Source organism: Delftia sp. UME58, assembly GCF_014170385.1.
GTDB classification, from domain to species: domain Bacteria; phylum Pseudomonadota; class Gammaproteobacteria; order Burkholderiales; family Burkholderiaceae_C; genus Comamonas; species Comamonas acidovorans.
In genome coordinates this window covers 320,135-332,686 of record NZ_LZZV01000052.1, presented here as the reverse complement: position 1 = coordinate 332,686, position 12,552 = coordinate 320,135, and the positions used below count along the sequence as shown (strand labels likewise).

The window sequence follows — 12,552 nt, the reverse complement described above, 5'->3', positions numbered from 1 at the left end:
CGCCCCGGCGGCAGGCCCGGTCCGGGCCGCGCACCGTGCCCTGTATGACTGCCGATATGCCTGATACCGCCGCCTCCGAACCTTCCGCCTCTGCCGCTCTCGCGTCCGGCGCAGCCCACGTCGTGGGCATAGACCTGGGCACCAGCCACACCGTGGTGGCGCATGTGCCCGTGGGCGGCACGGCGGCCGACATCGCCTTGCTGCCCGTGGCGCAGCGTGTCTCGGCCAGCGAGGTCGCCGCCCAGGTGCTGCTGCCCTCGGCGCGCTACCAGGCGGCGCCCGGCGAGCTGGGCGATGCCTGGCAGCAGCCTTGGACGGCACTGGGCGCCGATGCGCAAGCGCCCGCCGTCAATGGCCGCTGGGCGCGTGACCTGGGCGCGGCCGTACCGTCGCGCCTGGTGGCCAGCGCCAAGAGCTGGCTGTCGCATGCGGGCGTGGACCGCACGGCGGCCATCCTGCCCTGGGGCGCGCCCGAAGAGGTGGCCCGGCTGTCTCCGCTGCAGGCCTCGGCCAGCTACCTGGACCATGTGCGCCAGGCCTGGGACCGCACGCACCCCGGCGCTCCGCTGCGGGACCAGCTGGTCGTGCTGACCGTGCCGGCCTCGTTCGACGAAGGCGCGCGCGCACTGACGCTGGAGGCCGCGCAGCTGGCCTGCCTGCCTGCGGTGCAATTGCTGGAGGAACCCAAGGCCGCCTTCCACGACTGGCTGGTGCTGCAGGGCGAGCATCTGGCGACCGAGCTGGCGCACAGCCGCCTGGTGCTGGTGGTGGACGTGGGCGGCGGCACCACCGACCTGACCCTGATCCGCGTGCAGCCCGGTGAAGCTGGAGGCCTGCCCGTGCTGACACGCACGGCCGTGGGCGAGCACCTGATGCTGGGCGGCGACAACATGGACCTGGCGCTGGCCCATCGGCTGGAGCCGCAGTTCGCCCCGCCCGGCGAGCGCCTGCCCGCCGCACGGTTCGCCCAACTGGTGCAGCGCTGCCGCACGGCCAAGGAACAGTTGCTGGCCAGCGATGCGCCCGAGTCCGTGGCCGTGACCCTGCTGGGCAGCGGATCGAAGCTGCTGGCGCAGACGCGCACGGCCACGCTGCGCCGCGACGAGGTGCGCGAGGCCGTGGTCGAAGGCTTCATGCCGCTGGTCGGCCTGCAGGATCTGCCCACCCGGCGCCAGGGCGCTTTGCGCGGCCTGGGGCTCCCATATCCTGCCGATGCGGCGATCACGCGGCACCTGGCGCAGTTCCTGGCGCAGCACGCGGCAGGGGAACTGCCCGATGCGGTCCTGCTCAATGGCGGCGTCTTCCACGCCCATGCGCTGGCCGAGCGGCTGCTGGCGCAACTGCAGGCCTGGCGCGGCCAGCCGCTGCGCCTGCTGCACAACCCGCATCCCGACTGGGCCGTGGCGCGCGGTGCGGCGGCGCATGGCCTGGCCATGCATGTCCAGAGCCGTCCGTCTGAGGATCTGCCGGAATCGGAGGATGCCCGGACGGTGCCCGCCCCGGTACCGCGCATCGGCGGTGGCTCGCCGCGCAGCTACTGGCTGGTCCTGCCCGAGAAGGCGGGTGCCGCACCACAGGGCATCTGCCTGCTGCCGCGCGGCACGGAGGAGGGCGTGCGCATCGTGCTCTCCGGCCGGCGCTTTGCGCTGCGCCTGGGCCAGGCCGTGCGCTTTTCGCTGGTGGCCAACAGCCTGGCGGCGGCGCCTGCGCAGGCCGGCCGCATCGCGGCGCTCGACGGCGAGGGCTGGGTCGAGCTGCCCTCCCTGTCCACCGTGCTGCCTGCGCCCGAGGGCCGGGACAAGGCCCAGGTGGAAGTGCAACTGCAGGCCTGCATGTCCGAGGTCGGCACGCTGGAGGTGCGCTGCGTGGCCGCCGACGATGCGCAGCGCCAGTGGCTGCTGCCGTTCAGCGTGCGCGGTGCGCTGGCCGCAGATGCGCAGGACACCGGCGAACTTTCTGCCCGGAAGGACCGGCTGGCCGACGCCGTGGCCCTGATCGAGCGCATCTTCGGCAGCCAGGCCCAGGAGGTGACGGCCAAGGAGGTCCGCCAGCTGCGCCAGTCGCTGGAGCGACGGCTGGGCCCGCGCGAGGACTGGGATCTGCCGCTGCTGCGCGCACTGTTCGACGCCTTGCTGGCCCGCGCCAGGCGCCGCCGCCGCACGGCCGAGCACGAGCGCGTCTGGCTGAACCTGGCAGGCTGGTGCCTGCGCCCCGGCGTGGGCGCCGAGCTGGACGGCTGGCGCATGCAGCAGGTCTGGCAACTGCATGGCCAGGGCCTGGGCCATGGCGGCGAGGCGGCCAACCGCACCGAATGGTGGGTCTTCTGGCGCCGCGTGGCCGCGGGCCTGGACGAGGCCCGGCAGATGGAGCTGCTGGAAGAGGTCGCTGGCCACATGCAAAAGGCGGTGCAGCAGGCCACGCAGCGCAGCCAGGGCAAGTCCGCCCATGGCAGCTACGACGACATGCTGCGCCTGTTCGCCGCCATGGAGGCCGTACCCTGGCAGTACCGCCAGGAAATGGGCCGGTGGATGCTGCAGCGGCTGAAGCACCCTGGCGAATCCGTGCAGACCTGGTGGGCCATAGGCCGCCTGGCCACGCGCATGCCGCTGGCCGCCAATGCCCACCGCGTCATGCCGCCCGAGGCTGCGCAGGAGTTCCTGGACGCCACCCTGGCCCAGGACTGGCGCCGCAACGAAACCGCCATGTTCGCCGCCGTGCAGATGGCCCGCATGACGGGCGACCGTGCGCTGGACCTGTCCGATGCGCAGCGCTCTGTTGTGCTGGAGCGCCTGCGCGCGGCAGGTGCGCCGCAGCGCTGGATGGCCCTGGTCGAGCAGGTGCAGCGGATGGATGAGCAGGACGCGAAGCGCAGCTTTGGAGACAGCCTGCCGCCGGGGCTGGTGCTGGTGGGGTGATGGCTGTTGCCCCAAGAAGAAGGCCCCGTAGTGCGGGGCCTTCTTCTTGGGGATGCACTGCGGTGCAGTGCGCCGGGCCAGCCAGTGTTGGGCTTATTGCGATGGCCAGACGTAGTAGGCGATGCCTTCATTACGGAAGCGGGCAAATGTGGCAATCACATAGTCGCGTTCGATGGCGCTGGCCGTGTAGAAGTGAGCATCCGAATCCATGTTGTAGAACTGGTAGACGGGCACGCTGCCTGCGACGGCATTCTTTTGTGCATACCAGGTCGGGCCTTCGTAGATGAAACGGGCAAAGGTCTGGTGGACGTAGTCGCGAACGCTTTCACTGATGGTGTAGTAGTGCGCTCCCGAATCCTGGTTGTAGAAGCGAAAGACCGGGCTCAGGCCTTGCTGGGGCTGGGCAGAGGCATAGAAAGCCACGTTCTCGTATTGAAACTCCGGGAGCTTGGCGATCACGTAGTCGCGCTCGGCAACGCTGCCTGTGTAGAAGTGGGCGCCCGTGAGCGCGTTGTAGAAGCGGTATACAGGGCTGCGCGCCGTGGTCGCACTGGCTGCCAGCCATTTCTGGAGGGCGGGGTACAGCAGGTCGAAGCGCCCGTAGATCGAGGTGCCGCCAGATGCAGAGCAGGTTTGGTCGTCACCCCCATAGAGCGTGCCCGCCAGCCGTCCCTGCAGGAACAGGCCCGAGCCACTGCTGCCCGGCTGCGTCAGCCCCTGGTCCCAGATCACAAGGTTGAAGCCGCCGTTGCCCTTGCTGTCGTTGGAGCAACGCATCGTGCCTTCACTCGACGGCTCGCATGCGACCGAGCCATAGGCCGTGCCGAAGCTGATCTTTTGCAGGTCGCCACGTGGATGGTGTATGCCCACGACGCTGGCACCGCTCGTCAGCGTCTGCGTGGTCCAGCCGGAGAAGACCGCGCCAGCGGGAGGCGTGTCGTTGAGGCGCATCAGGGCGCCGTCATAGGTTGCCGTTGCGTAGAGCAAGGTTGCGCCGTTGCGCAGAACCTTGTTCCCGGATGACAGCGTGCGGCTGTTGCACGAGGGCGTGCGATAGAACCACGAGGTTTCCAGCGTGGAAGCCACGGTCTGGCTGCTGATGCAATGGTTGGCCGTGACGAAGTAGGGGGTGCCGGAGCTTGCCGTGTCGTTGAGCAGGGTGCCCGAGCAGACATAGCCCATCCCGTCCTTGATGTAGAGCATGCGGGCCACGGCGTTGCGTTGCGAGCTGTATGCGTCGTAGCAGGTGGAATCCAGTTGGCAGGGCAGGGATTCGTTGAGCTGTGCCGAGAACTGCATCTCGCCTTCCAGCGGCAGCGAGAGGTTCTCATGCACATGCATCACACGCGGGATGGCGATGCGCAGCGTGTCGGCCGGGACGCCCGGGGGCAGTTCGATCTCCAGCGTCACCTCGTCGCCGCCCGTGTCGGGAGTCCACCAGGTGCGGCCGTCCGTGCCTGTGTCGCCCGCGTCCAGGTTGGCCTGCAGAACCTGCAGAATGCGCTGGCCGGCGATCTCGTAGGCGCCTGCGCGGTCTTGCTGCGCATAGACGCGCAGCAGCGCGTTGCCGGGCAACTGGTTCATTTCCACGCCCAGGCGTATGCCATAGGCGCCTTCCGAGCGCACGCTGACGGCCGCCACACGTGCGCCGGAGGCGGTGGTGCTCCATTGCAGTTGCGATGCCAATGCGTCCACCGTGGCCGTTTGCTCACTCAGCCGCTGGGCGCCCACCTGCATTGCGCCACCTGCTGCCGGTGCCGATGCGGCGCGGTATTCCTTCCATGCGCCCAGCTCCACGCGCAGCGGCGTGACCTCGGTGGCTGCAGCCTGGCTGCGCGAAGCCAGGAACTCCCGGGGCGTGTCCTGCGGCTGGACGCGCGAGTCCACGCTCATGCGGGGTATGTACTGCGGCGCGTCGCTGGCCGGAGCCTGCCCCCAGGCCAGCCCCAGGCTGCCCGCCAGGGCGAGCGCCAGCGCGACACTGCGCAAACCCCTGCGCGCAGTGGTGTCGAAAAGATCGGTCATGAGCTCCCTCTCAACGGATTGGTGGATATTGCGAGACCCGGGCATTTTAGGTGTTGTGTGCGTGACAGCCCAATGACCGCAGGGCCGTCCGGCCCTTCCTAGAATGGTCGCTGCGCGGCAGCGGCAGCCGGGCGCGGACACCGCATGACCGCGCCTGCCTTGCCCCGCTCTCGCTCCGTTTTCTTTTGCGCCGGCCTGCCTGCGCGCGTGCCCACCGCCATCCACCAAGGACCTGATCCAGCATGAGCCACTCCTACTCCGACACCCAACTCCTGATCGACGGCCAATGGCAGGACGCCGCCAGCGGCAGGAAGATTCCCGTGCGCAACCCGGCCAGCGGAGAAGTCATCGGCCATGTGGCCCATGCCGACGTGGCCGACCTGGACCGTGCGCTGGCCGCCGCGCAGCGCGGCTTCGAGGTCTGGCGCAATGTCTCCGCCCATGAGCGTGGCGCCGCCATGCGCCGTGCCGCCGCCCTGCTCAAGGAGCGCGCCGACGAGATCGCCGCGCTCCTGACACAGGAGCAGGGCAAGCCCGTGGCCGAGGCCAAGGGCGAGATCCTGGCCGGCGTGGGCATCATCGAATGGTTTGCCGACGAGGCGCTGCGCGTGTACGGCCGCATCGTGCCCTCGCGCCGCCCCGAGGTACAGCAGCTGGTGATCAAGGAGCCCGTGGGCCCCGTGGCCGCCTTCACGCCCTGGAACTTCCCCGTCAACCAGATCGTGCGCAAGATCGGCGCGGCGCTGGCCACGGGCTGCTCCTTCCTGTGCAAGGCGCCCGAGGAAACCCCGGCCGCACCCGCCGCCCTGTTCAAGTGCTTCGTCGATGCCGGCGTGCCGGCCGGCGTGGTGGGCCTGGTGTTCGGTGATCCGGCCCAGATTTCCTCCTATCTGATCGCCCATCCCGTGATCCGCAAGGTCACGTTCACCGGCTCCACCGCAGTGGGCAAGCAACTGGCGGCGCTGGCCGGCCAGCATATGAAGCGCTCGACCATGGAGCTGGGCGGCCACGCGCCGGTCATCGTGGCCGAGGATGCCGACGTGGCCCTGGCCGTGAAGGCCGCAGGCGCGTCCAAGTTCCGCAACGCGGGCCAGGTCTGCATCTCGCCCACGCGCTTTCTGGTGCACAACAGCGTGCGCGAGGAATTCACGCGCGCCATGGTCGCGCATGCCGAAGGCCTCAAGGTCGGCGATGGCCTGGTGCAGGGCACGCAAATGGGCCCGCTGGCCAATCCGCGCCGCGTCACGGCCTTGTCCCATCTGATCGAGGATGCGCAAAAGCAGGGCGCCAAGCTGCTCACGGGCGGTGCCTCGCTGGGTGGCGCGGGCAACTTCTTCGCACCCACGGTGCTGGGCGACGTGCCGTTGAGCGCCGAAATCTTCAACCAGGAGCCTTTCGGCCCCGTGGCCGCCATCCGCGGCTTTGACGATCTGGGCGATGCCATCGCCGAGGCCAACCGCCTGTCCTACGGCCTGGCTGCCTATGCGTTCACGCGCTCCATCAAGACGGCCCACCAGCTGGCCCAGCAGGTCGAGGCCGGCATGCTGTGGATCAACCAGCCGGCCGTGGCCTCGGCCGAGATGCCGTTCGGCGGCATCAAGGACTCGGGCTACGGCTCCGAAGGCGGCCCCGAGGCGCTGGAGGCCTACCTGGTCTCCAAGGCCGTGTCCATTGCCGCCGTGTGATCATGGCCGGTTGAACGATGAACGGCCCCTGAAAGGGGCCGTTTTTCATGGGTGCGGCTTGCGCGCGGGTAGCCGGTAGACGACGGACGCGTACTTGGGCCGCTGCTGCTGCTCCACGACGATCCCGCCCAATCCTTCGGCGATGCGCCGGCTGGCCGTATTGGCCTCGGCCACCGGGTAGCTGAAGGACTGCGGGGCGAAGGTCTCCACGGCCCATGCGGCCAGCGCGGCCACGGCTTCGCGGCCGTAGCCCCGGCCATGCGCGTCCTCGCGTATCCAGATGCCCAGTTCGGGTTCGGCATCGCGTGCGCGGTGCAGGCCCAGCAGGCCGGTGAAGCGGCCTGCCGTGCGCTCGCGCAGCGTGAAGTTGAAGTCCGTGCCGGCTGCGATCTCCCGCAGCCATCCGCGCCAGACCGCTTCGAACTCGGCAGGCGTCGACGCCGGCTCGAAGGACAGGTAGCGCGTCAGCGTGGGCGTGATGCAGGCAAAGGCCTCATCGGCATCGGCGGCAGTGAAGGGGCGCAGCGCCAGGCGCTGTGAGTGGATGGTGGTGTCGCTCCACGACATGGATGCTTTCCTCGCAACAGGGGGACAGGGAGCGTGGGGCGCTGCCGGCCTGGGACTCGGCCATTCTGGCATGGGCCGGCGATTCAGCCGGCGTTGCGGAAGAAGGCTTCGTGCTGCGCGATCTCATGCGCTGCCTGGCGCAGCTGGCGGGCCTGGCCGGGATGGCGTTCGGCCACGCGCTGCGCCAGAGCGTGCAAAAGCGGCGGGCACTGGCCGGGCGACTGCTGCAGCCGCTGCAGGCGCAGCAGCGCGGCGCGCACGGCGCGGGCCGTGCCGTCGCCAAGCGCAGCTTCCTCGGACAGCTGGTGCAGCGCCTGGATGGCGCGGCCCACATGCAGGGCGGCCAGGCCGCACTCGGCCGCCTGCGCGCCCAGTTGCCCTGCGGCCTGCTCCGACATGCGCACCAGGCGCAGCAGCCGGTGGTACAGGCGTGCGCGCCAGATGCGGCCATCGCGCGCATGGCCGGGCGTGGCGGCCATGTCCTGCAGCTCGTGGACCATCATGGAGCGCAGGCCCTGCAGCCGCCCCTGCAGCGTGACCGGCAGGATGAAGCGGTAGGCGGCCCAGCCGGCCAGCGGCCCGGACACCACGGCCAGCCCCAGGGCCAGCGCATGGCCGAAGCTGGCCGTCTGCGGAAAGTGGGGCTGCAGCAGGAGCAGCAGCACCATGTTGCAGTCGTAGCCCGACAGCATGGTGCGCTGGTGGGAAAACAGCAGCGCACCCACGAAGACGAAGGGCAGCATCAGCCAGACCATGCCCGCCTGGCTGCTGGCGAACGGCCAGACCAGCCACTGGCAGGCCAGGGCCACCAGCACGCCCAGGGCCTGGCCCAGGGTCACATGGCGCATGGTGGCCGAAGGGTTCTCGAAGCCCGAGAACACGGTCAGCATGATGGACATGCCCAGCAGCATGTAGGCGCCGCCGCTCCAGCCCGTGGCCACCCACAGCAGGCCCACGATGGCGATGGCCGCGCTGGCGCGCAGCATGGCGCGGCGTGCGCCCAGCCAGTCGCTGTGCAGCACCACCGGCCATTGGCGCGCGCGGTGGCCGGGCGGCAGGGCCACGTCATGGGTGGCGGCCAGGTGGGCCTGCAGCGCAAAGCCCATCGGGGCCAGCATGTCGGCTGCGCCGGGCCAGGCCATGGCCGCCTCGCGTGCGCGCACCAGGGCCGCCGCGGCCTCGTGCAACTGCACGCGCGTCTCCAGTGCCAGGGCGGCTTCGCGCAGTGCCTGCGCGGCGGCCAGGGCCTGCGCCTCGCCAAAGGCCGAAGGGGGCTCCTGCGACGGGGCATCGCGCAGCCACAGCAGGGCCGAGATCTGGGCATTCATGAGCCGGCGCAGCGCGTGCACGGCCTCGCGCGAGCGCTGCGATCCTGCGGCGTGCGGGTCCAGCCCCTCCTCGATCACGGCCATGGCCAGCAGGCGGGCGGCGATCTCCTGCGAGCCCAGGGACGCACGGCCGCGCGCCTGCAGGCTGCCGGCCAGATCCCGCAGCAGTTGCGCGAACAGCTGGCGCACCTCGGCATTGCCGGGAATGCCGCTGCCCTTGGGCGTGAACAGCCAGCCCACCAGCAGGGCCGCGAACACGCCGGTCAGCGCCGTGAACAGCCGGTCCCAGCCCAGCGCGAAGACCTGTTCGGGATGGGCGAAGTCCAGCAGCGCCACCATGGCTGCCGAATAGCCGGCCAGCATGGTGCCGTAGGCCACGAAGCTGCGCTGCAGATTGCCCACGCCCGCGCACAGGCCCAGCCACACGGCCAGGCCCAGCACCAGCCACAGCAGGTTTCCCTGGGCCAGCAGCACCAGGCCCACGCCCACGGCCGTGCCGGCCACGGTGCCTGCGACCCGGAAAAAGCTTTTCTCTAGCAGTTGCCCGCGCAGCGGCTGGGACGCAGCCCAGGTGGCCATGGCGGCCCACTGCGGATGCTCCAGCCCCAGCTGCCAGGCAGCCAGCAGAGCCAGGCAGGCAGCAAAGGCCGTGCGCAGATGCTGGCGCAGGCGCACGGGGTCGAAGCCCCAGCGGACCGAGGCCTGCAGCAGGCGGCCATAGGCATCGTGGAGGGCGCTCATGGCGTGCCCTCGGTACGCAGCGCGGCCATGCGCGCCTGGATCTTGGCCATGCCGGACAGCATGGCCTCGACCTCGGCATCGTCCAGGTCCTGCAGCATGGCCAGCTCGGCCTGCAGCATGGTGGCGCGCACGCGGTCCACGGCGCGGTTGCCTTCATCGGTCAGGAAGATGCGCTTGCTGCGCCGGTCGCCAGGGTCGGCGCGGCGCTCCACCCAGCCGTGGCCCTCAAGAATGTCGAGCAGGCGCACCAGGCTGGAGCCGTCCAGGCCCACGCGCTCGGCCAGTTCCTTTTGCGTGACGCCGTCGCCCCAGGCGCGCAGGTGGATCAGCGGCGCCCAGGTGGCATCGGTGAGGCCGTCGGCCAGCAGTTGCTCCTCGACCTGGCGGCGCCACTGGCGTACCAGGGTGACCATGAGAAAGCCGAGGCGGGCGCGGGGAGGGGCAGAGGCAAAGGACATTCCCCGATTATCTTTGTAGTTCAATTAATTTGCATTGCAAATTAATTGTGCCTGCATTTATACCAAGGGTATTCCCTTGTTTCGAAAGGCAGGCAGTCCATGAAAAAGGCCCTGCAAGACGATGCTTCGCAGGGCCGGTCGATGGATGCGGACGCCTTCAGAGCAGGCCGGGCACCCAGCGGTTGAAGAGCAGGCCTGCCACCAGCAGCCATGCGAACAGCAAGGCGGCCAGCAACAGGGGCTTCGTGCCTGCGGCACGCACGGCGCGGACATGGGTGGTCAGGCCCAGGGCCGCCATGGCCACGGCCAGCAGGGCGTTGTCCAGCTGCACGCCCACCTGCACCACGGCGGCAGGCAGCACGCCCAGCGAGTTCACGCCGGCCATGGCGACGAAGCCCAGCGCGAACCAGGGAATGGTGATGCGGCGCGGCTGGCCGTCGCTCACCTGGCTGCTGCGGTTGCCGCGCGCCACGGCCATGGACAGCAGCAGCAGGAAGGGGGCCAGCATCATCACGCGCACCATCTTGGAGATCACGGCCACGTCGGCGGCTTCGGGGGCAATGGCTTCGCCGGCGGCCACGACCTGGGCCACCTCGTGCACGGTGGAGCCCACGTACAGGCCGTACTGCGCGGGCGACATGTCCAGCCAGCCGTGGGCGGCGTTCCAGTGGAACAGTGCGGGGTAGAGGAAGGTTCCCACGGTGCCGAAGACCACCACGGTGGCCACGGCCACGGCCACGTCTTCGGCGCGGCCCTTGATCACGGGTTCGGTGGCCAGCACGGCAGCCGCGCCGCAGATGGAGCTGCCCGCGCCGATCAGCACGGTGGTGCGCGCATCCAGCCCGAAGACGCGGCGGCCCAGCCACTGCGCCAGCAAAAAGGTGCTGCCCAGCACCAGGGCATCGACCACCACGCCGGCCATGCCCACATGGCCTATGTCCTGGAAGGTCAGCCGCAGGCCGTAGAGCACGATGCCCGCACGCAGCAGGCGCTGCTTGGCCAGGCCCACGCCGGCATGGCAGCCGGGCGCCAGGCGCGGATAGACGGTGTTGCCGATGACCAGGCCGATGCAGATGGCCAGCGTCAGCGCGCTCAGGCCCGAGCCGGCCAGCAGGGGCTGGCGCGCGCCCCAGGTGGCGGCCGCGGCAATGGCGCCGGCCAGCAGCAGGCCGGGCGCAAGCTCGGTCAACTGGCGAAGCCAGCCGGACGGATGGGAGGGGCGTGGGAGGGATGTGGTGTTCATGGTGCCTGCGCGCCGCGTCAGGAGCGCGGTGCATGGGAGGCACTTTAGATTTCTTGGCTATATTCGTATAACGAATAGTTTTTGTAGCACCAACCGGGAAAACAGGTTGATGCCTCGTTCAGACTGCACGCGATGCTGCACCTCACCCTGCGCCAACTCGAAATCTTCTGCGCCGTCGCCCAGGCGGGCTCCACCGTGGCTGCGGCCGATGCCGTGGCACTGTCGCAGTCGGCCACCAGCGCCGCGCTGCAGCAGCTGGAGCAGGCCATGGGCGCCCAGCTGTTCGAGCGCGTGGGCCGGCGGCTGGCGCTCAACGATGCCGGGCGGGCCCTGTTGCCCGAGGCGCTGGCGCTGCTGGAGCAGGCCAGGGGCATAGAGCAGGCGTTTTCGGTGCGGGCCGCCAGCCTGCCCGTGCGACTGCGCGTGGCAGCCAGCACCACCATAGGCACCTATGCGCTGCCGGCCGTGCTCGCGCACCTGGCGCGCAGCCATCCGCACCTGAGCGTGGACCTGCAGATCGCCAACACGCGCGAGGTGGGCCAGGCCGTGGAATCGCTGGACGTGGACCTGGGCCTGATCGAGGGCACCAGCCACTGGCCCGGGCTGGAGGTCGAGCCCTGGATGCGTGACGAACTGGTCATCGTGGCCGCGGCGCAGGACCCGCTGGTGCAGGACGCGGGCCAGCGCCCGCTGGGCGTGGCCGCCTTGCGTGGTGCGCGCTGGCTGCTGCGCGAGCCCGGCTCGGGCACGCGCGAGATGGTCGAGCATGCGCTGCTGCCGCATCTGCACCAGTTGCCGGCCGCCGCCACGCTGGGCAGCTCCGAGGCGATAGCGCGCTGCGTGGCCCAGGGCCTGGGCATCAGCTGCCTGTCGCGCGTGCTGGTGCAGGCCCTGGTCGCCTCGGGAGAACTGGCCGTGCTGCCGACCACGCTGCCGCGCATGTGGCGGGATTTCTCGCTGGTGCAGCGGGCGGGCAAGCGCCGCTCGCCGGCGCTGGCGGCCTTTGTGCAGGCCTGCCATGTGCGGCAGGCCCGAGGCGCTGCATAAAAGCCATGGTGGTTGCGCCTCCTGGAGGGGCAGGGATCCACTCCCAGAACCCGTTCGTGACCTCGGTGCGAAACATGAGTCCGAGGGGGAACCGGATGGGGTGGGTGGCGACTGCCGCATCCACCGGAAGGAGCCCGGCCTGTGCGCCAGACGATCCGGGCCGACTGTCTGGGGGAATGCTCCGGCACGTGTGGTCGGGATAGGCCGTCAACTGTGCATGTTCGCACGGTCTGCGCTGTGCCACAGTGGGCGCACGAGCCTCTGGGCCGGCATTCGCGCGGGCCTGTCGCCCCGGTCCTGCAGTTGCTCCCTCCAGGGATTCGGCCCCAACGACATGCCGCAGCAGGCCCAGAAGGAGAACCATCTTGTCCCATCACGCCCGCAAGCCGGCGCATGCCCCGCGCCTGACGTTCCAGGACATCGTGGCCACGGTGGCCAGCCGGCCCACTTGGCGATGGCATCAATTCGCGGCAAGGGGCCTGGGGGCGGAAATGGCCGCCGCCTCGTCCATGCAGAGCCTGAACGCTTTCATCGGTGCGTGAC

9 protein-coding genes are annotated in these 12,552 nt (G+C 69.9%); 4 read left to right on the top strand and 5 right to left on the bottom strand.

Going from position 1 to position 12,552, the window contains the following annotated elements:
• Positions 1 to 56: 56 nt before the first annotated feature.
• Positions 57 to 2,915 (top strand): Hsp70 family protein, encoded by a 2,859-nt coding sequence (locus tag A9976_RS14540; RefSeq protein WP_183019595.1) that lies wholly within the window; start codon positions 57 to 59, stop codon positions 2,913 to 2,915.
• 93 nt (positions 2,916 to 3,008) lie between these two features.
• Here A9976_RS14540 and A9976_RS14535 read toward each other — a convergent pair whose 3' ends face one another.
• On the bottom strand, positions 3,009 to 4,940 hold the full coding sequence (locus tag A9976_RS14535; RefSeq protein ID WP_183019594.1) for a trypsin-like peptidase domain-containing protein: 1,932 nt from the start codon (positions 4,938 to 4,940) through the stop codon (positions 3,009 to 3,011).
• A 242-nt stretch (positions 4,941 to 5,182) separates the two neighbouring features.
• Between A9976_RS14535 and A9976_RS14530 the strand changes: the two genes are divergently transcribed.
• Complete coding sequence (locus A9976_RS14530) at positions 5,183 to 6,625, top strand: NAD-dependent succinate-semialdehyde dehydrogenase (RefSeq protein ID WP_183019593.1); 1,443 nt, start codon at positions 5,183 to 5,185, stop codon at positions 6,623 to 6,625.
• A gap of 45 nt (positions 6,626 to 6,670) precedes the next feature.
• Here the strand turns inward: A9976_RS14530 and A9976_RS14525 are convergent, their stop codons facing one another.
• The 4 genes from A9976_RS14525 to A9976_RS14510 form a co-directional block, all read right to left on the bottom strand.
• The gene (locus A9976_RS14525; RefSeq protein WP_183019592.1) at positions 6,671 to 7,192 is read right to left on the bottom strand and encodes a GNAT family N-acetyltransferase; all 522 of its coding nucleotides are present in this window, start codon (positions 7,190 to 7,192) and stop codon (positions 6,671 to 6,673) included.
• Positions 7,193 to 7,275: 83 nt separating this feature from the next.
• Positions 7,276 to 9,261, bottom strand: a complete 1,986-nt coding sequence (locus A9976_RS14520) for an FUSC family protein (protein ID WP_183019591.1) — start codon at positions 9,259 to 9,261, stop codon at positions 7,276 to 7,278.
• Complete coding sequence (locus A9976_RS14515; protein ID WP_183019590.1) at positions 9,258 to 9,719, bottom strand: MarR family winged helix-turn-helix transcriptional regulator; 462 nt, start codon at positions 9,717 to 9,719, stop codon at positions 9,258 to 9,260. The genes A9976_RS14520 and A9976_RS14515 overlap by 4 nt, the downstream gene beginning before the upstream one ends.
• A 157-nt stretch (positions 9,720 to 9,876) precedes the next feature.
• Positions 9,877 to 10,962: a YeiH family protein gene (locus A9976_RS14510; RefSeq protein WP_063328362.1), complete on the bottom strand. Its 1,086-nt coding sequence runs from the start codon at positions 10,960 to 10,962 to the stop codon at positions 9,877 to 9,879.
• Between the two features lie 132 nt (positions 10,963 to 11,094).
• Between A9976_RS14510 and A9976_RS14505 the strand changes: the two genes are divergently transcribed.
• Both A9976_RS14505 and A9976_RS14500 read left to right on the top strand, forming a co-directional pair.
• Entirely contained in the window at positions 11,095 to 12,009 is a 915-nt protein-coding gene (locus tag A9976_RS14505) for a LysR family transcriptional regulator (RefSeq protein WP_183019589.1), read from the top strand.
• Between the two features lie 365 nt (positions 12,010 to 12,374).
• Positions 12,375 to 12,551, top strand: a complete 177-nt coding sequence (locus A9976_RS14500) for a hypothetical protein (protein WP_183019588.1) — start codon at positions 12,375 to 12,377, stop codon at positions 12,549 to 12,551.
• Position 12,552: the final 1 nt, after the last annotated feature.